Raw genomic sequence first — 25,948 nt, forward strand, 5'->3', positions numbered from 1 at the left:
GCCATGCAACGCATCATGTTGATTGGCCCTAGCCAGTGCGGCAAAACCTCGCTTATCCAGCGTTTGCAGGGTGAGGCGCTTAATTACCAGAAAACCCAAGCCATTATCTGGCAGGACAATGCCATTGATACTCCCGGTGAATACCTGGAAAACCGCTGTTTATACAGTGCGTTACTGGCAAGCGCCTGTGAAGCGGATGTGGTGGGGCTGGTACAAAATGCGGATGCGACCCAAAGCTGGTTTGCCCCGATGTTGGCGCAGGTTTTCAACCAGCCGGTCATTGGCATTATCAGTAAAGCCGACACCGTTAACCACCCAGACCAATTGCGTTGGGCTGCTGACAGCCTCACGCAGGCGGGCGCACAACACCTATTTGTGACCTCGGCGCTGAGCGGTGAGGGATTAACCGACCTTATTACTTATTTGAATCATTCTGGAGAGTCGCATGCCCGGTAAGATTATGGCGATTAACGCCGGCAGTTCTTCGTTGAAGTTTCAGTTGTTTTCCTTACCTGATGAAAAAGTGATCTGTCAGGGATTAATCGAACGTATCGGTATGGATGATGCGATATTTAACCTCCGCGCCACAGATGTGAAATGGCGCGAGATTCTGCCTATCGCCGATTGCCGCCAAGGTGCTGAACACCTACTTCACGCGCTGATTGAACACAATATTATTGATTCGCTGGATGAAATTACCGGTGTCGGCCATCGTGTCGCGCACGGCGGTGAAGCATTCGCCGATTCGGTCGTGATAACCCCCGAGGTGCTGGATAAGATAGAGCAGCTTGGCGCACTGGCCCCCCTGCATAATCCGGTTAATGCGCTCGGTATCCGGGTGTTCCAACATGCCCTGCCCCATGCCAGCGCGGTGGCGGTATTTGATACTGCATTCCACCAAACGCTGAGCCAGACCGCCTATTTGTATCCATTACCGTGGCGTTACTATGAAGAGCTGGGTATTCGCCGTTATGGTTTCCATGGCACCAGTCATAAATATGTCAGTGCCGTTTGCGCCGAACGAATGGGGCGGCCCTTAGAAGAACTGCGCATTGTCTCCTGCCATCTTGGCAACGGCTCCAGCATTTGTGCTATCGGCAACGGCCAGTCGGTGAATACCTCGATGGGCTTCACCCCGCAGGCCGGTATCATGATGGGCACCCGCAGCGGTGATATTGACCCCTCCATCCTACCGTTTATTCAGCAAGCGGAAGGAAAAAGCGCCAGTGAAATCAACCATTTGATTAATAACCAATCCGGCTTGCTGGGTGTCTCCGGCATCTCACACGATTATCGCGATGTCGAACATGCCGCCGCCAATGGCAACCCGCGCGCTAAAGTGGCGCTCGACCTGTTTGCCGAACGTATCCGCGCGGTGATTGGCAGCTATATCGTGCAACTGGGCGGAATTGATGCACTGATATTTACCGGCGGTATCGGTGAAAATGCCCGCACAGCCCGCCAGCAGATCTGCCGTGGTTTAGCCTTTCTCGGTATCGAGTTGGACGAAGAGAAAAATATCAACAATCAGCCATTTATCCAACATGACTCGGCGCCGGTACAGATTGCTATCGTCAATACCAATGAAGAATTAATGATTGCCCGTGATGTCATTCGCGTGGCCCTGAATCTGCCGGTACAACCGGCCCTCGCCGCACAATGAGAGGCAATATGAAAAGTGGGAAAGTTTGGTTGGTAGGCGCCGGGCCTGGGGATGCCGCGCTGATTACGGTGAAGGGATTACATGTTATTCGTCGCGCTGACGCGTTGGTCTATGACCGTTTGGTGTGTGCTGAGTTACTGGCAGAAGCCCCTGATGGTTGTGAAATGATCAATGTGGGCAAAAACCCCAATCACCATTTGGTGCCACAAACAGAAATCAATCAAATTCTGGTTGATTGCGCCCAACGTGGGCTAAATGTGGTGCGACTCAAAGGTGGTGATCCTTATGTCTTTGGACGCGGCGGTGAAGAGGCTGAAACACTGGCGTTGGCGGGTATTCCGTTTGAGGTAGTTCCAGGGATAAGCTCCGCCATTGGCGGGTTGGCTTATGCCGGTATTCCGGTAACACATCGTGATTATGCCTCAGGCTTTCATGTGATAACCGGCCATTTGCGCCAAGGCAACGAGCCGCAGGACTGGGCAACATTAGCCAAGCTGGAAGGTACGCTGATTATCCTGATGGGAATGACACAACTGGCAACCATTTGCCAGCAATTAGTCGCCGGGGGGAAAGCCCCCACGACCCCTGCCGCCGTGGTGATGTACGCCAGCCACCAGCAGCAACAAGTTGCCAGCGGCACATTGCTTACATTAGCCGATCAAGTTGCCGCGCAGGGTTTATCGGCACCGGCGCTGATTGTTATTGGCGACGTGGTTCGCCTACGAGATATGCTCGCCTTCACGCCGGAGCTATTGTCGCTAAACGCCATTCCCTCGCTGATATACCCAAAGTCATTGGCGTTGTAGGTAGGCTGCAAGTAAACGCATCCCTATGAGCTTATTCATATAGGGTCAACTACAAGTAAGTGATTCGGGTGCGTGAGTGTAGCGAACAACCCTACAGCATCAAGGACGAAGGGTATGGTACTCTAAACGCACAAGCTATATAGGGGAATAGAGTAGCAATGAGTGAGCATGGTGGGAATGTGCTGGAAATGGCACTGAAAATCGGCACAGATGCAGCCAATATCGTTGACTTCAGTGCCAATATTAATCCGCTGGGCATGCCGGGATCCTTGAAAACGGCGATTATCGAACAATTGGCCCGTGCCGAACACTATCCTGATGTTGAGTATCGCCAATTACACGCAGCGCTGGCCCGCGCTCACCACTGCCTGCCAGAGAATATTATGGCAGGCAATGGTGCCACTGAGCTGATTTACGCAGTGGTGCAGCATCTGCAACCCCGCACTGCGGTACTGTTGACTCCGGGCTTTGCTGAGTACCGCCGCGCCCTGCAACGGGTCGGCTGCCAGATTCATGATTATCAGATGAGTGAGTCAGATGGCTATCAGCCCGATGAACGCCTACTGGCGCTATTAGCCCAACAGCGCCCAGACTGCCTATTTCTGGCGACACCCAATAACCCGACCGGCCTGATGCCTGATGCCAAATTGCTGCAAGCCATTGTGCAGTGTTGCCATCAGCACCATATTGCTTTAATTATCGATGAAGCTTTTATCGATTTCTTGCCAGATGCGCTGGGGCTTACCCCTCAATTAGCGGATTTCCCACACTTATACTTGTTACGCTCACTGACCAAGTTCTTTGCCATTCCCGGGTTGCGCCTCGGTTATCTGCTCAGTGGCGACCTGACGGCGCTGGCGCAAATGAAACAGCAACGCGAGCCTTGGACTATCAATGCTTTTGCCGCACTGGCGGGTGAGATTATTCTCGATGACCAACCTTATATTCAAGCCACACATCAATGGTTGGCGCAGCAGCGACCTTGGTTATATCAGCATTTAGCCGCCCTGCCCGCGTTGCAGGTGTGGCAAGGGTGCGCCAATTATATTTTCCTGCGCTGCCTTAAACCTGAACTTAATCTGCAACACGCGCTATTAAAGCACCATATTCTGATCCGCCATTGTGCTAATTACCCCGGTCTAACCCGCGACCACTATCGTGTAGCCATTAAAAGCGCGGCAGATAACCAACGGCTGATCAATGCCTTACAGCAGGTCTTTGGTCATGGCTGAAGCCCGTTGCCCGGCCTCTTGTGGTGAGCTGATTCAGGGCTGGATACTGGGGGGGGAGAAGCTTATCTCCTGCCCGGTCAACTGGTTTAGTACGGTTTCGGTGACCGATGGCGTACCGGGCAAGAATGAACGCCCACGGATGCGCCAGATGTTGGCGGCGGTACTGGCCTATTTTGGCCAACCGGCACAGATGGCTAATGGCCTGCACATCAGTTTTGATTCCACCATTCCGGTAGCAAAAGGACTTGCCAGCAGTACCGCCGATATCGCCGCCACCGCACTGGCAACCGCCCGCCATCTCGGTGAAACACTCAATGAAGCCGCACTGGCAGCACTGTGCGTCAGGCTGGAACCCACTGACAGCACCCTGTTTCAACAACTGACACTGTTTGACCACCAAACTGCCGCAACACAAATCTCTTATAACTGGCAGCCAGCGATAGATATTTTGTTACTGGAAAGCCCACAGATTCTCAAAACCGAGGATTACCACCGCCGTGATCGTCAACCGGCGCTGTTAGCCAGTGCCATCTCACTGGAACGGGCATGGCAACTGTTTACCCAAGCCGCCGAGCGCCGCGATTGTTCACTGCTGGGCCAGGCCACCACATTGAGTGCGCAAGCCAGCCAGCGTTTACTGGTAAAACCTGACTTTAGCGCCCTGCTGAGGCTAGTGGAGGAGTTGGATTTATACGGGTTGAACGTAGCCCACAGTGGCAGCGTGGTTGGATTATTGCTTGACCGTCAACGGCATGACGTGGAGCAGGTGTTCTGGCAATTGCAGCAGCGCAATATCAACCGCCACTACCCCCGCCAACACCTGTTAACCATGGTGCCCGGTGGCGTGCGTTAGCCCGTAATTCAGCATCAAGCCATGATAGCGAAAAATTGAGAATCATCTGAACCAGAATATCCATGTAAACCTCACTGTTATTAACCTGCCGCTTACCATTTTTATGTAATTCTGTTTGTCTTGCCCCTCAAAATCATGACTTCAGTCACAAACAGGGAATGCAGCTATTTTGTCCATGTAAATAGCATTCATGTATATGGGGGAAACTGCTATCAAGGTATTAGATCCCACCAGCAGGAAATGTAGTGTAGATGTAAAATCTGTTTCCTGTTAAATCTTCATTTTTTTAAAAACATAAATAAAATTCATGTAATACAGCATGCTGATTATTGCACCAATACCTTAAATAACAATTACCTCAACCTACATGAGTTCCGGGAGCCTTAAATGAAAAAATTGAGTGTGAAAACCCTGTTGGCAGCCAGTCTGTTCAGCATGATGGTGTGCTCGGGCAGTGCACTGGCGCAGGAGGTCGAAGTGGTTAATATCTCAAAAATCGCCGGTATGCCGTGGTTTAACCGCATGGGCGAAGGTGTGGATCGCGCTGGTAAAGATCTGGCTATCAAAGCCTATCAAATCGGCCCTTCCAGTACCGATGCCCCGCAGCAGGTTAAAATTATCGAAGACTTAATCGCGAAAAAAGTCAGTGCTATCAGTATTGTGCCCAACGATGCCGATGTACTGGAACCGGTATTCAAGAAAGCCCGTGAAGCCGGTATTGTGGTGTTAACCAACGAATCTCCAGGGCAACCCAGCGCCAACTGGGATATCGAAATCATCGATAACGCCAAATTTGCCGCAGATAACGTAGAAGAGATGGCAAAAGCCATGGGTGGTAAAGGTGGCTATGTGATTTATGTCGGCAGCCTGACGGTGCCACAGCATAACCTATGGGCCGATCTGTTTGTTAAATATCAGAAAGAGCACTACCCCGATATGTTTGAGGTGACCAGCCGCATGCCTGTTGCCGAGAGTATTGATGATTCACGCCGTACCACGCTCGATTTAATGAAAGCGCACAGTGACCTGAAAGGTATTGTCGCCTTCGGTTCGCAAGGTCCGATCGGTGCTGGCCGTGCCGTGAAAGAGAAACGTGCGAAAAACAACGTCCATGTGTTCGGTATGATGATCCCTTCACAGGCGGCATCCCTGATTAAAAGCGGTGATATCGCAATGGGCGTGACCTATGACCCAGGTTCTGCCGGTTATGCACTGACCGCAGTGGCGGACAAAGTGCTGAAAGGTGAAAAAATTGAGTCAGGTATGGAAATTCCTGGCGTGGGTAAAGCTGAAGTTGACCAAGATAAGCATCTGATCCAGTTCCACAATGTATTACGGGTAACCAAAGACAACGTGGATTCGCTGTATTGATTCACTAAGTTATTGCGGAGCCGGACGCCCTGTCTGGTTCCGCAATTAATTAATTAAGAATCAAAAGGACACAGGATATATGCAGCCATTTATTACCCTGGAAAATGTTAGTAAGACCTTTTATGGCGTCAAAGCGCTAAATAAAGTGGCTATGACCCTGTTACCCGGTGAAGTACATTGTCTTGCAGGGCAAAACGGATGTGGCAAATCGACCCTCATCAAGATTATTTCCGGCGTCTATCAGCCCGATGCTGATGCCACGATTACCATTGATGGCAAAACTTACTCAAGCCTGACCCCGATTGAATCCGTTCGCTTAGGGATTCAGGTAATTTATCAGGATTTGTCGTTATTCCCGAACCTGACTGTGGCCGAGAATATCGCCATGAACCATTATCACCATCACCTGTGGGTGGACAAACGCCAGATGCGCGCCACGGCTGAGCAGGTGATCAGCAGCATTGATGCGCATCTCAATCTGGATGAACTGGTTGAGAATTTGCCCATCGCCCAGAAGCAACTGGTGGCTATTTGCCGTGCCTTGGCACAGGATGCCCGGTTGATTGTGATGGATGAGCCTACCGCCTCCCTCACCCGACAAGAAGTTAATGGCTTGCTGCGGGTGGTACATGAACTGAAATCACGCAATATCTGCGTAGTCTTTGTCAGCCACCGATTAAGTGAAGTGTTGGAGATTTCAGACCGCATCACGGTGCTAAAGGATGGTGATTGGGTTGGCACTTACCCGGCCACCGAAGTGGACAACCAGCGGCTGGCGTGGCTGATGACCGGCATGAAATTTGATTTTCAGGTGCTACCGCCCTACAGTGCCGCCCGCCCGCCGGTGCTGGCCGTGGAGGAGCTTTGCCGTAGTAATGAATATCACAACATCTCATTGACGCTGCATCCGGGGGAAATTGTCTCGTTGGTGGGCCTGCTCGGTTCTGGCCGCACTGAACTGTGTCTTAGTTTATTCGGTTTGACCTCACCGGAGTCAGGCACCATCCGAATTAACGATAAACCGATGTATTTCAGCAGTAACCGTGATGCTATTGCGGCGGGGGTCGGTTATGTGTCAGAAGACCGAATGAGCACCGGGCTGATTATGGAACAATCCATTCGTGACAATATCAGTGCCACTGTTCTGCATCGCCTGAAAAACGTGTTCCATCTGATGCGTAGTGAGCGGGTCGATACGCTGGTCGAGGATATGGTGAAACACCTGTCGATCAAAATCGGCAACAGCGACCTTCCGGTCAATACGCTGTCTGGCGGCAATGCGCAGCGCATTGCTATCGCTAAATGGCTGGCAACCGATCCGCAAATTTTGATCCTTGACTCCCCCACTGTAGGTGTGGATATCGCTAACAAAGCCGGTATCTATAATATTATCAATGCATTGGCAGCTCGCGGTATCGCTGTGTTAATGGTCTGCGATGAAATTGATGAAGCTTATTTCAATAGCCACCGTATTTTAGTGATGCGGGCCGGGCGACTGGTACAAGAGTTTTTACCGGGTAACAGTAGCGAAGCAGCCATTGCGGAGGTAGTAAATGGCTAACCCCCATGCAGTTAATAAATCTGCGGTAGGTAAAACAGGTTTATTCAATAAAGAACAACTAAAACGCCATGAAGTGATGCTGGCATTCACTATTTTGCTTATTTCGACTTATCTTGCGTTCACCAGCCCGGATTTTCTGACCCTTGCTAATATTTATGATCTGATAAATAACTACGCCATGTTAACCATTTTGGCCTGTGGCTTATTTATCGTATTGATTTCTGGCGGTATTGATATTTCATTCCCAGCGATGACCATTATTTCGCAATATGTCATGGTGACACTAATTGTGAAGTTTGGTGGCAACTTCCCGGTAGCTTTTGCGCTGGCTGGTGGTATCGGCCTACTTTTGGGCTTGGTTAATGCCCTGCTGGTTAACCGCTTACGCGTACCGTCGATCATTATCACCATTTCCACACTGAATATTTTCTACGGTTTACTGTTGTATCTCAGCCGTGGTGTTTGGCTGTATAGCTACCCTGAATGGTTTGAACACGGGCCAATGCTGTTCGCCTTTACCGCTGCCGATGGTTATGACTACGGCCTGTCGCTCCCTATTCTAACGCTGCTAATTACCATTATTGTTACCGCTCTACTGATGACCCGCACCAGTATTGGCAGGCAAATCTATGCCTTAGGGGGCAATCAGGAAGCGGCGTCACGCATGGGGTTCAGTATTCTCAAACTGCAACTGTTCGTGTATGGCTATATGGGCTTTCTGTCCGGTATCGCCGGCGTAGTACAGTCTTATACCGTATTAACTGTAGCGCCTGATTCATTACTGGGCTATGAGCTTACAGTGCTGGCAGCCGTGGTGCTCGGCGGTACCAGTATTGTGGGTGGCCGTGGAACACTTACCGGTACCTTGCTGGGGGTGATTTTGCTGGCAATATTACAAAATGGTTTGAATTTACTGAGCATTTCGTCGTACTGGCATACCGTGGTTATCGGGCTGGTAATTGTCATCAGTATCAGTGTGACGGCCTGGGGCCAACGCCATAAGGTAGGGATATAACTATGTCGAAAACAACGCAACGTGATCATACCGAACGCTGGCTGGTTGCCCTGCTGGTGCTGGTCGGCGTAGGATTCAGCCTATTTATTCCACAGGTATTTTGGTCGGCGGCTAACTTCCAATCCATCGCCTCGCAAATCCCTGTCGCGGGGGTATTAACTCTGGCCATGGCGATTACTATGCTGACCGGTGGGATTAACTTATCGATTATTGCTACCGCGAATGCCAGCGCCCTGGTGATGGCATGGGTTTGTACCCATCTTGCGCCAACCTTTAGTTCAATGATGTTGATGTTACTGGCGGGTGCCTCGGTGGCATTGGTTGTGGGGCTTATCAACGGGATACTTATCTCGGTGGTACGAGTATCCCCTATTCTGGCCACTCTGGGCATCATGACCTTGCTCAAAGGCGTGAATGTACTTATCTCCAAAGGTTCGGCTATCTCAAACTTCCCGAACTATGTACTGGCACTGGATCGCAGCAACTTTCTCGGTGTGCCAGTGCCACTTTATCTGTTCGTCGCGGTAGCACTGACCATCTGGCTGATTCTGGCTAAAACGCCACTGGGCCGCCAAATCTATTTGTCCGGTTCTAATGAGAAGGCCACCTTCTTCTCTGGGATTAACACGCGCCGCACACTGGTTTGGGTGTATGTAATTTCATCTTTACTGTGTGCGGTAGCGGCCTTATTAATGATGTCGAAACTGAACTCAGCCAAAGCATCCTACGGTGAGTCGCTGTTACTTATCACTATTTTGGCAACCGTACTGGGTGGGGTAAATCCCGATGGTGGATTTGGCAAAGTTTTCGGCATTGTACTGGCGCTGTTCCTGCTGCAAATGCTGGAAAGCGGGCTGAATATCATGGGTGTCAGTAGTTATATCACTATGGCGCTGTGGGGCTCGTTACTGCTGGCGTTTATCTTTGTCAAAGGTGCGAAAATCCCAGCGTTTAGTTTCTTGCGGCAGAACAAACCGTCAAGTTAGAGCCATTTTAGCCAAAAAAAAGGCTGGCAATTGATGCCAGCCTTTCTCTTAATAGTGTTAAAACAAGCTATCAAACCTTGGTGAAGTTACTTAACTTCGCCCATCGCTTTCAGTTTTTTCGACAATTCACGACGTTCTTTAGACAGATCGGCATTTTTGATGGTGTAATCATCAACACGATCTTCGTAAGCAGTACGCATGTCCGCGATAATGGCCTGAATTTCTTCAATACTCATCCCCGGCTTGATGTAATCACTCAAGTTATCGAGCAACAGAACGCGTTTTTGGTTATCACGGATTTTCTTTTCGTTATCAACGATTTCACGCTGCAACTTGTTTTTGCGACGAAACATACGCACAAACTCCAAAACGTCCTGGAAAGTCGGCTTAATTGCATTATCCATTTTTACACCTTCACTTAAGTTTTACACAAATTCAATTGCTGGTGACCAGGCTACCTGCACCATACCGCTTTGCCGTACCTGGTGACAAGATTCATTGGCTTATCTTACCTGCTTTACTCGCCAGACAGAAATTTCATCTGCCTTCAGCGGCGAGAGATCACCGGCATAACGTCATATTAATCAGATAGTCGAATTCCTCAAGCTGTTTGGTTAGCTCCATCCTCAGCCAAACATAGCCATAAATCGGCGTTTCTACCTGCTGCTCCTGCGTTACCGCCAGCATCAATGATTTCACTGCGGTCGTAATTTCACTTAATTCGGCGGCAACCTCTCGCTCATGTGCTGAACTGACTCAGGGCGGCTTTCAATTTAGGTTCTAAGCGCGGGCAGTTGACACATGCGCTGACAGGTAAGCGGCGTAGATCTGGCTGATAAGCGGATAATCAATGATGAGACATAAACTGGAAAAGTTATTCCCCGCAATCTGTCGTTATGCGGGGAGAAATGTTTATTTAAAATCAACCGCCATTTGCTGCTGGATAGTTATTCCATGGCTGGACTCCACACAACAGGCAATATAATCCGTGAAGCGTGGTGATCTTGGCATACCCAAACTGAGCAGGCGTTCATTACTGAACCGCACATTTAACACTGCAAAAGAGCCATATAAACGCATGGCTTTCAACATTAAGCGCTCATTGCAGGGGCCGAAAATGCTTTTTAGTTGGTTACGCATCTGCACCAAAGCACCGTAGTCTACCTGGCAATAATCTGTACCCATCGGTTTTTGCCGCGCGGCCCATGACATCGCTTGATCAATTTCGGCAAAACTGACGCTGTCTTTTTCTCCGGCAGAAATATGATAAATATTTTCGGTCAAGTGGGGATGGAACAAAATACACAGCAGAGCATCCGCACAATAATCGACCGGGATAACGTCGATATAGTCATCCAATGAACACATAAACTTACGCAGCATTAATGCCATGCGAAATACCCAGAAAATACTGCTAGAGGGCTGACACCCCAAACGGGTATGCCCAACGACAATCGATGGCCGGGCTAATACCAGCGGTAAATTCGGGCATTGCTCTGCCAGCAATCGTTCAATAGCTGATTTGGACTTGGTATATTCCACTAAATGCGCATCATCTTGCGCTGATAATACTTGCTCGCTAACCACCGTTCCGGCATCCGGTGTGCACGACATGGCGGTACCCACGTGGATAAAGCGCTGTAATCCCACTACATTTGCCATTCTTTTGCCAAACGCCAGAGTGCCGTCTACATTTACTTTCCAGATTAAGGGATTATTACCAAATGACGCGACAGCAGCACAGTTAATAACATGGGTCACATCATCGATACGTGGGTCATTAATAAAGCTATCCGGCTCTGCCAAATCGCCTAATAAAATATGGTTGATATTTATTTTATTCAGCCGCTGACTGGGGAGATAAAATTTCGACAGATTTTCACGGATGCGGTTTAGCCCCTGCTCCGGCGTAGTCGCCCGTACTAATAATAAATAATTAAAATCGGCGTCTGCCAACAATAACTTTTCAAGCACTGCCCCGCCCAGAAACCCTGTTGCGCCGGTTAGCAGAAGTTTTTTCACCATGATTCCTACCGTGTCATTTAGTAGGCGAATTGTATGAATAGCTGAGTAAACGGTAGGTAAATACTAATTAGATCGGCATGTTTCTGGCAAAACATAAGTATGTCGAAATAAATCCTGACGTCTCGGCGCACTTGAAATGATATTCTAACACTAACGTTATTGGTCACTGCGGCTTACCACCAAAACGGTGGCCCATCACTAAAGAATGACCATAGTAAAAAGGGTTAAACCGAATAATGTCAGATAAAAATAAGCAACCTACTTTCTACATTCACGATTACGAAATAAATAATATAATTACCTGAAATATATATGATTACACATCATAAACCTCAAATTATGTACTCAGTTATGTACTCATTTTGTCCGCGAAATCTTTGGAATGTTATCAATTCCCTATCTACCGCTAAAAAACAGATTGAATTCCTCTTTGCCGTTACTGTATAAATACACAGTAAATTAGCAAGGGGGTACCATGGCAAGAAATCCTAAAGATGAATTTACAGGGATGAGGGAACTGACTTCTTTTGATACGGCTCACAGTGCCTTTGGTGAGTTCATTATTATGCGATCGTCATTCACCGATACCCTCACCGGCTTCAGGCAGATTGAGCCGGAGCATTACCCAGACCAGCAAGTCATGATTCGTTTGGAAGCCGCTAAAAAACTGATTAGAGAACTACAGAAGCGCGTGGACTACATCGAGTCTGGTATTGAAGATGTTAACACCAAAACCCGCTATCACAGTTGAGAGGGATTTATGAAAGTTGAACTGGTTTACGATAAGCGAAACGTGAAAGAGATACCAGGTGCCAATGAACTGATCCTGGCTGAACTAACCAAGCGTGTACACCGTGTCTTCCCTAAAGCTGATGTCAAAGTTAAGCCTATGCAAGCGAACGGCATCAATACCGACGCCAGCAAAGGTGATAAGGCTATTCTCAATCGGCTGGTTGAGGAAATGTTTGATGAGGCTGATCAGTGGCTGGTTATCGATATTTAATTGAGGGGGATTTATGCTGCGTGTCGAAGTCACTATAGATAAGCTGAACGCCAAGAGTTTTCCGGCGGGCTATACCAACGCACTTACGGAAGAATTAACAAATCGCCTCAGTCGTAAATTTAGCGATCTTGACGTAAAAGTAAGGTTTGCGGGGGCCGATGGGTTAACGGTTCTTGGTGGGAGTAATGAGGACAAAAAAACGATTGAAGAGATTTTGAAGGATACTTGGGAAGGTGCTGATGATTGGTTCCAGCCTTAAGCCATCGGTCGATGATGCTAATGAATAGACCGGGCCATTAAGCCCGGTTTTGTATTTACGCTTCAGTTGAAACGGCACTCGGTACAACTGGCCACTCAATATCCGGTGTAAAAGAAACATCGATGTTCTTCACTTTTACACGATACTGTTTCCACGCTTTTAAGTCAGCACGGAGTTTATCTGGCACATCATCGCCACCATCTTCTAGCCCCTCAATTTCATCTGACAACGCACCTATCATGTCGGATGCCTGTGATAAAATCGTTGTCTGATTTTCTCTGGCTTCAATAACCATCTGTTGCAGCACTTGCGGTGAGGGGCCAACTAACCATTCGCCATTTTCATTTGCGTAGTAAGTCGGATCTGGTCTGGGGCCATTCATTACAATGCAATTTTCCGGTAACTGAAACGCATCTGAATAGCTGATATATTCAACATTGGTTCCCAGCTCTGAGTATATTTTCATGTTTAAGCCCCCAATCCATCAATTGTCCATACAACAACCCTATAGGGGGCGGAAGTAATACTGGATGCGGAGGGAAATGAGTTAGCGGTCATGTTCGCAACATGCAGAACAAAGGACGCCCCACTCCATATCACGATATTATCCCCCCATGGGATAGCTAAAGCCCCCGCTGAAAATGTTCCAGACCCAACGTTACTACCATACCCAGCAACTCCCCATATTCCACCAATCTGGACTTCACATCGATAGTCTATTTTTCTGCCGGTGAAGGGATTATCCAACACTATTCGCTGTGATAATCCAAGGGTGGCTGGTGCGGCTGCGGAACCACCCGGATAAAGATATGTGAATTTTTGATGACCCTCGAGTGAAGTTACGCGCGTTGCTAACAATGTTATTTGAGTGGCCAACTCAAGTGCGTTTATCTGCCCTTCATTGAATGAAGAACCCGCCAGTTTGATAACATAACAACCCGTTGCGTTGAGCATCCTGTTTTCATCGGCAACAAGAACATTTGCCGCAAGAGAAGCATCAAAAGTGATTTTACCCTGTCCAGCATTTGTCGCCGAGTAAGCTGGATATGGGGCTGACGTGTTTGTATTGTTGGAGAAAGCCCCGGTTGCTATATTTCCGTTTAGTACCTGAGAGTTAGGCAGACTGCCCGTTATATTTCGAATGGCATCCATCTGAATTGTGCCAGTTACACCGTTCGATTTAGCGCCATCGCCACGCCGAACGGGAGCGCCAACACTGCCAGGTGATTTACCGTTCTCATCGGGCAGTCTGAACGTAGTTGTACCGTTGCCGCTCGACCACCGCATCCTTTTAAGTGGGTCTGCTTGCCATTCAGCCTCTGTAATTACAAGGCCTTTAGCTTGAGCCTCCGCCCATGCATCCGGAAACAAAGCACGGCTTAACTCTTGCCCGTCACGGGGTGCAGTTCCATCAGGGATATGGTCGCGGTTTTCTTCCCACCAACTGAAAAGCAGCGGTAAACCTCCAGAAGGTTTTGCATCCAACTGTTGCTTGGTAACTGCACCTTTAGGGTCTATTGCGTCACCGGCTAGTATGACAGGCCCTGTAAATGTTCCGCCTGTGGTATGCATAAGTAAATCGGGATTGACGCTTGCGGCAAATTGTTCCGCTTCATTGCGTGCAGTAACAGCCCCATCTTTGCTTTGCGTTGCAGTTGTTGCAGCATCTGTCGCAGCCGATGCTGCACCGGTAGCAATTGTTGCAGCGCTAGATGCTGTAGTTGCGGAACTGGCTGCCGCTGTTTTTGCTGATTGAGCGGCGGTGTTTGCTGACTGAGCAGCAGTCTTTGCCGTGACCGCTTCATCTCTTGCCGTTTCTGCCCCAGCTACCGCCTCCCCAGCGTTCTCTATCAGCTCCCTGTTATCGTTAAACCACGTCTTCGAGTCGTTAACCCAGGCAGTCAAATCACTTAAAGATGGAATAACCACTGTCGAGCCATCAGGCGCAATAATAGTGACATCTCCTGTGCCAGTAGTTATATCTTGCCAATCCTCCAGTAGCTTCTGATATAAAGCCAATTGAACAGCAGTTCTTCGCGCTAAATCTGACATTGAATTTGATACGGTCGTGACAATTGCGTATTCGGAGTTATCAATTGGTGATGCTATATTTCGGGTTATGCGGATTTTAGTATCGCTATCGACAGAAAGTATTTCATATATAACAACCTGCCCCGCACCGGGGACAAAAATCATCTGTCCCGCAGCAATGCCAAATATTGGATTATTCCATAACGTGCCTGTTCCGGTAATCACATTCGTCCCAGCTACGGACGTGACTGTACCTGCCTCATACCAAGACATAATTGTATCCCCATTAAGTTATTTGTTAAGCGTAGCCGAGTGAGGCTTTATAATATTGGTCGTACAGTGCTGTTTCTATATAAGGGCAACCTTTAGAAAAGCCATCTGCGGAACCGCCCCCCGCACTCTGTGAAATTTGCCTGAACACTGGAGTTATAATGCCGGACGAAAAACCTGTGAAGCAAAACAGGAAAATAAGTATGGTCGGTGGGTTTGTCCCCGGAATACCCTGGGTTAGCTGCCTCGCTACTGAACAAATTGTGGCGCATGGCACTGTAGGCGCGGGTGTGGTCAGTTGCGGACGCGCCCAAAATTTGATGTCCAGTGGGAGGCAGTTCCCTGTATAGACCATCTGATTGTTTTTGTAGAAGTAAATCCCCCACTCTGGGACGTTAGCTACGAACTCCGAGAAAACGTAGAATCGCATGGTATGGACTAAACCAGCGGTCCCCGCTACGGTGTGTACTCTCCAATATCCATTGGGCCCCTGCTCGGCATAGTGTAGAACGCCGCCACTGGCACCAGATTGACTGCCGGTAGATAGCATTTTATGGAAGACAAAGCACTTCTTAGCGTTCGGAACAATAGTATCGTAATAGTATTGAGCGGATACATCCCCAGTATAGTCTGCCGACCTGTCCATAACCTGTACCAATACGGTGGGCGTGAATTCTGGGGAAGCGAATATCACCCCATCATCACGCGTTATTTGCATGCCAAATTCAGCCATTACACCACCCACACGATAATAGAATTACCGGCAGCGTTAGACCACGTTACCGTACTACCGGAAACTGTCACCACTGCCTCAGTAGCGAATGACCCCGCTGTTGTGAAGTATGCTTTAGCTCTAAGGCTCTTACCTGCGGGCACGGTATACGACCGTGAGCCGCTAGCGCTACCCACAAAATAGTCCATCATATAAGCAGGTAGAAAAGCATTAATAACATCAAACGTTCCACCCGGCATAAATAACTGAGCGCCCCATGTAGACATAGTTACACCACCAGTTTTTTGCCAATAACGACGACGACTTGATTGCTTTCATTAAATACAGTGATTCGATTATTAACAAAATTCAGTCTACCCTCCCCAGCAACAGCACCATTAATCTCTATTTGCCCCGATCTCATTCCAATACGGATGCCAGTTGTGTTGGAAACCCAATTAGTAGATTGAAGGTAATCGGTTATCTTTGCAGATCCGATTGTCGCATCAGCAATAATTGCTTCGTTTATGAACACTTGGCCGTTAGTTACCGCGAATGGGGAAAAAACATTACCAGCAGGACCCGAGAGCAATATAAATTGATCAGCAGTAAAGCCAATTGATGATTTAGCTACGCCACCAATAAACTCAGCACCGATTACCATCCCAGCACTAACAAACTGACCGTTATAATTTAGTCCCGCTCTCAAGCTGTAAGTTGCACTGGCACCATCAGCATCAACAACGGCCGTCATCTTCTGGTCAATTGCAGCGGTCTGGTCCTCAAATGTCGATGTAACAAGTGTTTCAAACTCAGCGAATGCCCGTTCAGCATCAGCCACGGTGGTGGTTAAGTGGATAACACCGGCCTTATTCTCCCCGTATTGCGCCCATTGCTGCACGATACCAGCATTATTAGCGACAGCATTTTCAAGAATACCTTCCGCATTCATGAAGTCATCATTAAGCAGTTGCTGACCCGCCACGGTGTTATTAATGAAATCATCGCCAATCGCTTCGAGAATAGCGCTTGTGTCTGTGCTCGACATGCCACGAACCCAATCTATCCACGGCGACTGATTACCGGATTTATCCACGATCCGTGCACGGAACCAGAACACTTGCCCCGCCCTTAATCCCTGCATGGTGTAGTTTCGTTGCGGATGTGGTACATCACTCAACAATAAGGGAACAGTGCCATCAGCAGACAGGCTATATTCAATCTCGGTTTTAAGCGCATCTTCCGAGCCGGCGGGGTAACCCCAGTTCAGGGTTATGCCAAAGAGAATACTGGTAGCCGCAAAACCCACTGGCATTGGAGGGTTTCCCTCTTTACCGTTTAATGCTGTTTCAGTGGCGTTGGCCCAGATACTTGATATCTCAGCCGCATTGATAGCCCTGACTCTGCACTGATAGCGCCCGGCGTAAATACCCGTAACATCAAAGCTACGTGTAGACGTGCGCGGGGCGGCGATCCAGTTGCCATTATCGCGCCGCCACTCGGCCTCGTAAGCAATTGCACTTTCAGCGGCATCCCATTCTACATGCAAGGTGGTGACAGCAAGCCCTTGGGCTATTGCAGAAAAACTGGTTATTTCAATGTTTTTTGGTGGCGGCTGAACACCAGGTGGGATTACGCTAATCGGGCGATCTTCAATAATTGCGCCGCTTTCTATCTTGGCCCATTTATTTTCATCGTACTCAATAGCATTAATTTCATAGGCTATTTCCTTCTCTGTTGATGCGTCCTTGATGCCAACAACGCGATAGAGCTGTACTGCCAGATCATCGGCATCAACACTCCAGGCACATTCAGCGGTAGGTAATTCACTGTATGCAACACTAACAGTGACCACTTTATCATTCACTGATTGCACCGTTCTTGCCTGCGCCACCCCACTCGGAAGGTTAACAATAAGGCGATGCCCTGGCTTTGCGTCAGGCTTGCGATCAAGGGTAACATTGCGCCCGACTGCGCTACTTATGCGCCCTCCAAGCACTCGCCCAGCCAATAGCTGATCGGCAACCCCAACAACCCAACCAGGCAAGGGAATGCGGCCCTCAAGCCCCACTGTGAACGAAACCGCCCTATCCTTTTCATTGGTATAAAGAACCCACTTACCTCGGCGGATAGCCTCACTGCGCCGAGTACAGCCTATGGCCGTTATGTCAGCATTTAAAGTACCGTAACGCCTAACCAGGGACCGAACGACGACAGGTTCAATATCATCCTGATAGCGATTGTCAGGATTTGAATATGACACCATAGCCTGGCTGTAATGGGTTCGCTCACTGGCCGAGCTATACTGAAAACCATCTTTCACATTAGCGCGAGAGTAAACCATATCAACTGGACGACTCATATCGGCCAGCGCCCTGATCTCGCCGCCAGCCCAATAGAACATGCCAGAAAATATACTAATGATGTCACTCAGAACGTTAATTGCATCTTCTTGCCCTTGGATATAAACATCACATAGGTGACGAGGCTCGGTACCGCCGCGACCGTCAGGGACAAGCTGATCACAATATTTTGCTATCTCGTACAATTCCCATTTTGAGGTTGAGAGATTATTTGCCTTAATCCATTGGCCCAGCCCATATTCCTCATTAATGCAGAGGTCATAGAAAATCCAGGCTGGGTTATTGGTCCATGCCCACTTAAATGAACCATCCCAAACGCCGGAATAAGTTCTGTTAATAGGATCATAATTTGATGGGACGCGAATTATGTCCATTTTAGGTTTGCACGTTATTGTCGGGATGTTCTGGAACTGTTTTGCATCAAACTGGATATACAGCAACGCCAGATTCGGGTAGCGCAATTTTGCGTCAACAATTTCGACGACGGCATCAACTAACATCCGATCGGCAACCCGGGCTGTATTTGTAGTATTTGGTGTTATCCTCCGAACGCGGATCTGCCAACCCTCTGTTGACGCGGGCAAATCAATACGGTGAGAGCGTGGATACCCCGTTGTTGATTTACCATCGACCGCAGACCGTAAAACCTCATTGTAAGCCCCGCCACCGGTTGCTAAATCAATCGCGTACTCAACTCGGTATCCAACAACATCACCATTATCGAGCTGTTGCTGCAATGCCGGCCATGATAGGCGAACACGCACGGCAGAGAGATCAGTATTGGTGATTGCCTTAACCCATGGAGTTTCATATTTCAGCTCAACGCCCACAGCAATGTCATTCTGAACATCTGGCATTCCCTGAATATAAGTTTGATGCTGGGTTCCTGGGCGAAACTCCCACTGCACGCCGGGGAAATTGACACTGCCGTCCGCATTGCCGATTGGCGTCCCATCCAGAAAAATACGAGTATTATCCAGCCCACCAACCCACTCACCATGGCCCAATACCAGCAGCATCTTTGCAAATGAAGTAGCAATTAATGAATCTGGTGATTCAACCGGAGTGTGGCTGTCTGAACCACCCGCCTTTTTACCCACAATTGCCGACATACTTTTCTCCAGGCGAAAAAAAACCGCCCGGAGGCGATTCAATATTAAAGTTAATAGTTACATCTGATCTTCGGTATAGATACCGGCTGAAATAATGGCACCGCCGATAATTCGCTCACCGTAACCGATGGGGATAGGGTTTCCCTGCGCCACTGTATTCACTGGCCCACCAAACGCATAGCTTGGGGTATTCTCTGCTGATTGCCTTGATGCAAGTCCGCCCTGTTGCGGTGATAACATTTGCACCACACCACCGAGCATCATTGCTGCACCGACTTTAAAAAAACCAGCGGCTAAAGGGCTTGCAGTACCACCAGACATCCAAGTCATAACCGCACCCACGGCGACAAGAACTGCTCCAAGTATTGTTTGGAATACACCTGCTTTCTTACTACCAATAATAACGGGGATAATACGGATAGGTTCTTTACCGTTAAGACTTAATTCATTCTCACCAATATTCCGTTTTCCATTAAAGACCGCAAATGTAAGCCCCTTGGATTCACTATCAAGCAGAAACTGCCTAAATCCCTTAATTTGTAAACTTAGAGCTTCTATTGCTTCTTTATGGTTGGATACATCCCAGTTATATTCCCGCCCGAATTTCTTACCTAAAACTCCACCGAGGGTTATTTTTCTTCGCATTTATTACTCCACGCACAAAAAAACCGCCTCTCGGCGGCTTAGTTTCAATTCAAACTTATGGGTTTTATATCTAAGTTTCCGCTTGGGTCAGAAAACAGCCTAACCCCTTTGCTTTGTCCTGCTTTTAAATTAATCTCCTGTTCTGTTGGGAGTTCGTCAGCGATACAGACTTTACCTTCTCCCTGAAACCCAATCATCCACTCCCCAGGCAACAAATAAAAACTAACTTTTTCGCCGGGATTTAAACTTGCGGCCTTCTTTCCATTAAGGAATACTGCCGCATAGCATCCACCACCAAGGAAACCACTATCTCTGACCACTGTCAGTTGCGAGGCACCTGGTAGCAAGTTTTGATATAAAAATACTCTTTCCTTGGGTGCTTGTAGCGCATTGCTTGGTTTAACAGCGGTTGTAGCGCAGCCCGATAGCCCCAACAAAAGAATTACCATAAATATATTTTTCATATCGTTACACTCATCAGTTAATTACTGATAATCATAACATCAGGGCTTTATGCCGCAACTTTACTGTAGTGCGATCTTGATAATACCCGCCAAATGGCACCATCTTACTCATATACCCGTACATGTGATGAATCATCATCCCATCGCCGATATAGATTGCTGCATGGTTCGGGACTGGTGCGCTTACTTGCATGATAATGACATCACCAGGCAATAACTCGCCGTCAATCTCCACAAACCCCGCGTTGCTATAATTATCCATGTACAAATTTTCGGTACCGGATTCCCACCAGCAGGGTGAGCGTTCAAAATTGGGCAGATCAATACCTCGTTCCAGCTTGTACCAGTCGCGAATAATGCTGAAGCAGTCCCACACCCCATGCACGAACGGACGCCCCTCGAGCGGTCGCGGCCCTATAACCGGCTCAACTATTCGTAAGTCACCTTCCGGCCAACTGACAATAACCCAGGGTAACTCGGACATATCACACTGGGCATGATCAACATTACTGGGTTGGGTTGTTGCATCAGGGTGACTGTGAGCAATATGGGTGACACGCCCCCAATCCTCGGCGGCGGCGTAATCTTCCGGGTGCAAAATGAAATTATCGCGTGGCTCAGTGGACTGATTGCGGCACGGAAAGTATTTTTCCGTTCGTCCATTGCGACAAATTAAACCACAAGCCTCGCGGGGGTAGTCTTTTTCAGCATGCGCAAAAATCGCTGTCTGGGTTTTCTTCTGCATGCTTATCTCCTTAAGAGCGATGAACCTGGCTCGGCGCCATAAGGCAAAGGTTCAGCACCATGCCGTAGTTTGCAGGCCCGAAGTGATCCACTGCATTCATCACGACTCGGATCATCAGTTGGGTTATCATTTTCATCAAAATACAGCGTTCCGGCATAATCACAGCCCCGCCCCGTTCGATACCAACCCCGCATACAATGACGGCAAACACTCCCCTGAATTTGTTCCCGAGGAATTTTGATGCCCTGCATATTGTAAGGACCGGATAAATCGAACTGTATTCCGCCTGGGCCTTCACCTGCTTTGCGGTCGATGAAATAAACATACAATGTTTCATCATACGGGCTGGCGGAGGGATTACCCTCTAAAAAATTACGCGCATCAAGATAGTGAGAGAAGGTTTTGTGTACCTGTACTTTCGCCTGAGCCAAATCCTGATAAGCGAGACACATTGCGCTGATGGTACCGTCAATGTTTCCAACGCTAAGTGCGGGGGTCGGTGCAGTACCATCACCGGCTATTTCTATTCCGGTCAACTCCACTGGCCACGGCAAATACTCGACGCCTTGCCACCAGATAGATTTAACAGGAAGTTTTGTTATATTCCCATCTGCCGCGCGCAGCTCTTGGGAGGTGTACGGTATTTTATGATTATGAAAAAAGAGTTCAGGACCATTAAAGGCGGTGCAATCAACCGCATAAAGCCAAACCTCGTTGCCGGGATCCAGCGTTTGATAATCGTGTTTTATACCCATATTAAACCTTACGGATGATAAGCAATTTCGAGGGGGACATTGAGCTGAAACATCGGTTTACCGGCTGAGTTTTTACCTTTTGCTGTCGGGTCATATGCCTTGCAAACATAAAGGCCCAGCTCACCCATGGGGTTAGTCCATTCAAAAGCGGTGTGTCCCTGATGTTCATCCAGAAAATCGAGGATTGGCTTTATATAGTCCCAATCCCCAATAAACTGGAGTGTCCATTCCGTTGATTTGGTGTTTATCCCATCACCGGCCCGCTGGATATACCCGTCACCAAACTGAATCTCTCGGGTTCGAAACTCGGTTTTTGCCGTAGCCTCTACCCGGGGGCAGAACGTGAAGACCTTTATCACTATCTACCCCCTTGGATGGCTGTTGTAATAGCGCCTCGCTGACCTAAATCTTTTTGTATCAACTCTCTGTATTTACTTTCGACGAAACGGCCAATTTCACTGCCAAACTGCTCGTATCCAGATGAAGACTGTGAGCTGGTACCACTGTCATTTATCTCAATGAAAACCTGTGGCGGCGCGCCACCCGCAGTTGATGAAATCTCAGGTTGCCGGGTTGTTAAGGCACGAACACCTAGCGAACCATCGGCTGATCGAGTCAGTGGCATAATGGCTTCCGGCCCCGCCTCACCCATAACGCCAGCACCTTTCGCAAAAGCAAAGAACGTCGGTGAACTGACAACCTGCCCGCTATAGGCGCTCAAACTCGGAGAGTCATAAACACCCCCTTTGGCGTTAAATGACAAACCACTGTAAGCCCCCGTAGAAAAAGCACTGCTGGCCGTACCCGCCGCCCCACTCGCGCCCCCCATAAACCCGCTCATTAGGCCGCCAGAAACACCGGTAATGGTCTGCATAATCGAACTGGTAATAAGGGCTTGCGCTGCCATATCAATAAGATTCTTGATAATCGACTGAGATAGTGAGGCAAATAAATTAGACATAGCCTCTTTAGTTGACTGAGTGCCATTCACTAACCCGGTCAACATATTAGTAAGGCGGTCTTGAGAATCTTGAAACAGATCCACGGCCATTCGTTGCAAGTCACCTTGTGAGGCGAATAATTGCAAGGATGCCTGGTATTGCTGTTCGCGGGTTTCTGTTTCAGAGGCAAGGATGAGCTGATTTTTACGCTGCTCAGTAATCACACCCGCTGCTGCATAGGTCTCTATCAGCGCCTGGCGTTTTGCTAATTGGTTACTGAGATTTTGTACTGGATCGACATTACCGGCCAGCTCATCATTCGCGCTGACGGCGGAACGTTGGTTAGCATCGGCTAGCGCACTTAGATAGTCCGTGTGGATCTGCTCTTTGCGGCGATAGAGTTCCTCGGTGCTTTGTATTTCACCCCCCGCAATCTGCCGCTGAAGCTGTTCCCGCGCCTGCCGCTCAGATTCTGCGGCACTGCGGTAAGGATCTGACGCAATAGCAGCATTGTGGTCTTCCCATCGCTGTTTTGACTCTGTGAGGGTTTTATTCAACAGTTCCAGTTCAGCGCGCTGACCATCAGTATATTTCGCACCAGTTTCAATTGATGCGGCAAATAATGATGCAGCAGCCTCACCCTGTGCCAATCGAACAGACTCAATCTGTATTTCTTTATTCAGGTTAGCAACAGCTTGCTCATAAGCTTTGGTTGCGCTTTCAGCCGCTTTAGTTGCACTGGCCGCCTTACTTTTTGCTTGCTCATTCGCCTTATTCTGCTCGGACTGATCGTAGTTCCTGAGTTCACCACTTACGAACTTTGATACCTCGGTGGGATCGGTGATTTTGAGCCGTTCAGCTTCCTGCCTGGCGATTTCAGTCGCCTGCGCCCTGCCCGACAGCTTCAATATAGCAAGCTTATCATCCTGCACTTTTTGCGCGTTTTTCAGTTCTTCGCTAACAGGTAAAATCAGACTGGTCGAATTAAACGCGGTTTTGGCTTGGGTAGCAATATTCAGAGAGTTGGTAAAATTAGCCATCATTCCGGCTGCAATGCCAACCTCAACTTGTTCCAGCTTGAGGATGCCTACGCCCTCCTGAATCGTGCCATTTAACTGAGCACTCAGAACATTGGCACCATTTACAGCCCTGCTTTTATTGTCCTGCGCATCAGTCAGTTCATTGAGTGCTATCGCCTGATTATTGAGAGAAACATTTAACTCTTCAGCGGCCTGCTTCCCAATGACTGAATCATCTCCCCATAAGTAAATCTGCCGGCGGTTTCGCTCAACGGCTTCAGTCGCTTTGTCGTAATTTTTTTGTGCATCTGCAACAACAGAAGAAAGTGCCGGTAATGAGTTATTCAGCTTGCCGATTTCAGCCGCTAACTGAACATTCCCCATTTCCCGCATTTTATCAATCAGCCCACCGACTCCACCCGCCAGCTCTGTCGCTGACCGTTTTGCCTGTTCTGATTTTTCGTAGAAATAATAGATTGCACCGGCTGCCAGCATTGCGGCCCCGACGGGGCCACCCACCAGACCCAGCGCCTTACTTGCCAGCCCGGAAGCAATATTCAAGCGGCCCTGTGCTGCTGCAAGAGCATCGGTTGCAGCAACTTCGGCGCGGGATGCCGCCGCAACAGCAGCAGAGTTAACTGCCAGTTGCGCACGAATACTAGCGCGGGCCTTTTCTGTTTGTGCCAACTGTAATTGAGCGACCAACGAACGTTGCGCCGCAACCGCTGATTCTCGCTCGGTCTGAATTTGTAGCAATGACGCCTGAACACCCTCAACCTGCGCAGCAGCAAGGGCAAGCTGTGATCGGGTCGCAGTTATCAGATTGCCGGTTGCACTGGTAATGCTACTGGCTAATCCACCGAAGTACCGCGCTAATCCAAGTCCCACCAAACCGGTACCGGCTGCAACCAGAACATCAATATTATCTGCCGCTGTGCCAATCACACCGGAAATTGCCGCTGTCACACCCATTGCACTATTGGCATCACCAATATAGGCTTTCCAGTGGTTTGACAGTTTAGTGATGGCATCACCGACCGTCGTCGGCATGGCCTCTGCAAGTTCAGCATTACGGTCTTTTGCCGCTATCACCGCCTTGGAAAAGGTATCCATTGATAACTTTCCAGCCGCGCCAAGTTTTTTCACCTCAAGCTCAGTGGTACCCAAATAACGGGCAATATCACCGATAACAGTCGGCATAATCTCCATGACGGCATGCCACTGATCACCAGCAACCTTGCCATTCACCATAGATTTAGACAGCGCATTAATCGCGCTTTCGCCCTTTTCAGCACTGGCGGCATTGATGGTTAGGGCGCTGGAAATTGAATCAATAAAATCAATGGTGCTGGCCGTGGAGAAGCCAAGTTCCTTCATTGAGTTAGCACTGCGTATATATAGCTCGGATTGCTCCTCGATACTTTTATACGTGCGGTCACTGATCTCCATTAAGCGTTGCTGAACGCTGTTATATTCTTCCTGTGAGCCGGTCGCCATTTTGATTCGGGATGAAATTTGCCCGTATTGGTCTGCTGTACTGATCAGACTACCTACTGCAAATGCCCCGGCAAACATCCCCACCATGCCGCTGGCCGACTCTTTCACGGTGACCAGTTCGCTATTAAGTTCAGCTAATGCACGCTTACTCTGGCGTGTAGCTGCTTCCGCCTTGCGCGAACCGCCCTCCATGGTTTTATAATACTCACTCCCCATACGTGAGGCGCGGGCCATCTCCGTTTGATAAGAGGACGAGTTAGCCGTGATTTTAACGATCAGTTCGCGCAATGCCATATCAACACCAGTAAAGTAAAAAACCCGCCGAAGCGGGTTAGGTTATGAGGGATTCAAAGAAAGACTCCAAAGCGGTACTGTCTTCCTCTGTCTCTTCAGGCTCTTTCCATTGCAGCAATAAATCTTCAAGACTGACGTTACCGCCCTGCGACCGATATACCGCACTGGCTATTTGTGCCGCATGAATATCCCCACGCCGATCCCCAATAGGGCTGCCAGCATCAAACTCAATCCACATAGCCAACTCACGCGCTGTCATTGTGGTTTCAAGTTCATGCAGGGTTCGCCCCAGTCGCAATGCCAACATCATGAGAAAGGACATGCCC

The 25,948-nt window shown here is 48.7% G+C and carries 27 protein-coding genes; 12 read left to right on the top strand and 15 right to left on the bottom strand.

The genetic code is table 11. The features are described 5' to 3' along the window. The first annotated feature begins 3 nt into the window (after window positions 1-3). The 9 genes from V1956_RS17000 (at window position 4) to V1956_RS17040 (ending at window position 9,487) form a co-directional block, all read left to right on the top strand. Window positions 4-456 carry a EutP/PduV family microcompartment system protein gene (locus tag V1956_RS17000; protein ID WP_372558484.1) on the top strand — a complete coding sequence of 151 codons (453 nt, stop codon included), beginning with the start codon at window positions 4-6 and terminating at the stop codon, window positions 454-456. Next, window positions 446-1,663 carry an acetate/propionate family kinase gene (locus tag V1956_RS17005; protein WP_420070917.1) on the top strand — a complete coding sequence of 406 codons (1,218 nt, stop codon included), beginning with the start codon at window positions 446-448 and terminating at the stop codon, window positions 1,661-1,663. The genes V1956_RS17000 and V1956_RS17005 overlap by 11 nt, the downstream gene beginning before the upstream one ends. An 8-nt stretch (window positions 1,664-1,671) precedes the next feature. Next, complete coding sequence (gene cobA / locus V1956_RS17010) at window positions 1,672-2,469, top strand: uroporphyrinogen-III C-methyltransferase (protein ID WP_420074561.1); 798 nt, start codon at window positions 1,672-1,674, stop codon at window positions 2,467-2,469. A gap of 158 nt (window positions 2,470-2,627) precedes the next feature. Continuing rightward, window positions 2,628-3,701, top strand: a complete 1,074-nt coding sequence (gene cobD / locus V1956_RS17015; RefSeq protein WP_442825369.1) for a threonine-phosphate decarboxylase CobD — start codon at window positions 2,628-2,630, stop codon at window positions 3,699-3,701. Then, the gene (locus V1956_RS17020) at window positions 3,694-4,554 is read left to right on the top strand and encodes a GHMP family kinase ATP-binding protein (RefSeq protein ID WP_442825370.1); all 861 of its coding nucleotides are present in this window, start codon (window positions 3,694-3,696) and stop codon (window positions 4,552-4,554) included. The genes cobD and V1956_RS17020 overlap by 8 nt, the downstream gene beginning before the upstream one ends. A 435-nt stretch (window positions 4,555-4,989) precedes the next feature. Next, complete coding sequence (locus V1956_RS17025) at window positions 4,990-5,925, top strand: autoinducer 2 ABC transporter substrate-binding protein (RefSeq protein WP_227746594.1); 936 nt, start codon at window positions 4,990-4,992, stop codon at window positions 5,923-5,925. Between the two features lie 79 nt (window positions 5,926-6,004). Continuing rightward, window positions 6,005-7,486 (top strand): sugar ABC transporter ATP-binding protein, encoded by a 1,482-nt coding sequence (locus V1956_RS17030; protein ID WP_372558479.1) that lies wholly within the window; start codon window positions 6,005-6,007, stop codon window positions 7,484-7,486. Continuing rightward, window positions 7,479-8,501 (top strand): ABC transporter permease, encoded by a 1,023-nt coding sequence (locus tag V1956_RS17035; RefSeq protein ID WP_083159285.1) that lies wholly within the window; start codon window positions 7,479-7,481, stop codon window positions 8,499-8,501. The genes V1956_RS17030 and V1956_RS17035 overlap by 8 nt, the downstream gene beginning before the upstream one ends. Before the next feature lie 2 nt (window positions 8,502-8,503). Continuing rightward, complete coding sequence (locus V1956_RS17040; protein ID WP_372558478.1) at window positions 8,504-9,487, top strand: ABC transporter permease; 984 nt, start codon at window positions 8,504-8,506, stop codon at window positions 9,485-9,487. An 86-nt stretch (window positions 9,488-9,573) separates the two neighbouring features. Here the strand turns inward: V1956_RS17040 and tmaR are convergent, their stop codons facing one another. The 3 genes from tmaR to V1956_RS17055 all read right to left on the bottom strand — a co-directional run bounded on the left by tmaR (window position 9,574) and on the right by V1956_RS17055 (window position 11,509). Beyond that, entirely contained in the window at window positions 9,574-9,891 is a 318-nt protein-coding gene (tmaR, locus tag V1956_RS17045; RefSeq protein ID WP_005187773.1) for a PTS system regulator TmaR, read from the bottom strand. Between the two features lie 157 nt (window positions 9,892-10,048). Next, entirely contained in the window at window positions 10,049-10,174 is a 126-nt protein-coding gene (locus V1956_RS17050; protein ID WP_442825371.1) for a hypothetical protein, read from the bottom strand. A gap of 225 nt (window positions 10,175-10,399) precedes the next feature. Continuing rightward, a complete protein-coding gene (locus tag V1956_RS17055; protein WP_442825825.1) occupies window positions 10,400-11,509 on the bottom strand; it encodes an SDR family oxidoreductase in 1,110 nt (369 codons plus the stop codon). A 478-nt stretch (window positions 11,510-11,987) separates the two neighbouring features. Here V1956_RS17055 and V1956_RS17060 point away from each other — a divergent pair, with 478 nt between their 5' ends. Genes V1956_RS17060 through V1956_RS17070 form a run of 3 tightly spaced genes read left to right on the top strand, consistent with a single transcriptional unit; the run spans window position 11,988 to window position 12,774 of the window. Beyond that, window positions 11,988-12,263 (top strand): hypothetical protein, encoded by a 276-nt coding sequence (locus V1956_RS17060; RefSeq protein WP_418398621.1) that lies wholly within the window; start codon window positions 11,988-11,990, stop codon window positions 12,261-12,263. A 9-nt stretch (window positions 12,264-12,272) separates the two neighbouring features. Continuing rightward, window positions 12,273-12,515 (top strand): DinI-like family protein, encoded by a 243-nt coding sequence (locus tag V1956_RS17065; protein ID WP_050875351.1) that lies wholly within the window; start codon window positions 12,273-12,275, stop codon window positions 12,513-12,515. A gap of 13 nt (window positions 12,516-12,528) precedes the next feature. Next, window positions 12,529-12,774 (top strand): DinI-like family protein, encoded by a 246-nt coding sequence (locus tag V1956_RS17070; protein WP_442825372.1) that lies wholly within the window; start codon window positions 12,529-12,531, stop codon window positions 12,772-12,774. Window positions 12,775-12,829: 55 nt separating this feature from the next. On the opposite strand, the gene V1956_RS17075 is transcribed toward V1956_RS17070, so the two are convergent. From V1956_RS17075 to V1956_RS17130, 12 genes are read right to left on the bottom strand one after another with little or no spacing between them, the layout of a single operon-like run. Next, window positions 12,830-13,240 (bottom strand): tail fiber assembly protein, encoded by a 411-nt coding sequence (locus tag V1956_RS17075; protein ID WP_442825373.1) that lies wholly within the window; start codon window positions 13,238-13,240, stop codon window positions 12,830-12,832. 2 nt (window positions 13,241-13,242) lie between these two features. Further along, a complete protein-coding gene (locus V1956_RS17080; RefSeq protein WP_442825374.1) occupies window positions 13,243-15,078 on the bottom strand; it encodes a phage tail protein in 1,836 nt (611 codons plus the stop codon). A gap of 25 nt (window positions 15,079-15,103) precedes the next feature. Next, window positions 15,104-15,808, bottom strand: coding sequence for a hypothetical protein (locus tag V1956_RS17085; protein ID WP_442825375.1), 705 nt, complete (start codon window positions 15,806-15,808; stop codon window positions 15,104-15,106). Further along, window positions 15,808-16,074, bottom strand: coding sequence for a hypothetical protein (locus V1956_RS17090; RefSeq protein ID WP_439310341.1), 267 nt, complete (start codon window positions 16,072-16,074; stop codon window positions 15,808-15,810). Before V1956_RS17090 ends, V1956_RS17085 begins: the two co-directional genes overlap by 1 nt. A 2-nt stretch (window positions 16,075-16,076) precedes the next feature. After that, the gene (locus tag V1956_RS17095; protein ID WP_442825376.1) at window positions 16,077-19,262 is read right to left on the bottom strand and encodes a host specificity protein J; all 3,186 of its coding nucleotides are present in this window, start codon (window positions 19,260-19,262) and stop codon (window positions 16,077-16,079) included. Between the two features lie 57 nt (window positions 19,263-19,319). Continuing rightward, a complete protein-coding gene (locus V1956_RS17100) occupies window positions 19,320-19,907 on the bottom strand; it encodes a tail assembly protein (protein WP_098080969.1) in 588 nt (195 codons plus the stop codon). A 44-nt stretch (window positions 19,908-19,951) separates the two neighbouring features. Next, entirely contained in the window at window positions 19,952-20,371 is a 420-nt protein-coding gene (locus V1956_RS17105; RefSeq protein ID WP_004390486.1) for a hypothetical protein, read from the bottom strand. A gap of 31 nt (window positions 20,372-20,402) precedes the next feature. After that, the gene (locus V1956_RS17110) at window positions 20,403-21,116 is read right to left on the bottom strand and encodes a C40 family peptidase (RefSeq protein WP_442825377.1); all 714 of its coding nucleotides are present in this window, start codon (window positions 21,114-21,116) and stop codon (window positions 20,403-20,405) included. Between the two features lie 2 nt (window positions 21,117-21,118). Further along, complete coding sequence (locus V1956_RS17115) at window positions 21,119-21,871, bottom strand: phage minor tail protein L (RefSeq protein ID WP_442825378.1); 753 nt, start codon at window positions 21,869-21,871, stop codon at window positions 21,119-21,121. Between the two features lie 8 nt (window positions 21,872-21,879). After that, window positions 21,880-22,230, bottom strand: a complete 351-nt coding sequence (locus V1956_RS17120) for a phage tail protein (RefSeq protein ID WP_404975914.1) — start codon at window positions 22,228-22,230, stop codon at window positions 21,880-21,882. Next, window positions 22,230-25,622, bottom strand: coding sequence for a tape measure protein (locus V1956_RS17125; RefSeq protein WP_442825379.1), 3,393 nt, complete (start codon window positions 25,620-25,622; stop codon window positions 22,230-22,232). Before V1956_RS17125 ends, V1956_RS17120 begins: the two co-directional genes overlap by 1 nt. Window positions 25,623-25,659: 37 nt before the next feature. Next, complete coding sequence (locus V1956_RS17130; protein ID WP_049606691.1) at window positions 25,660-25,932, bottom strand: phage tail assembly protein T; 273 nt, start codon at window positions 25,930-25,932, stop codon at window positions 25,660-25,662. Between the last annotated feature and the right edge of the window lie 16 nt (window positions 25,933-25,948).

This window comes from Yersinia sp. 2540 StPb PI (assembly GCF_052217165.1).
Lineage (GTDB): Bacteria > Pseudomonadota > Gammaproteobacteria > Enterobacterales > Enterobacteriaceae > Yersinia > Yersinia enterocolitica_E.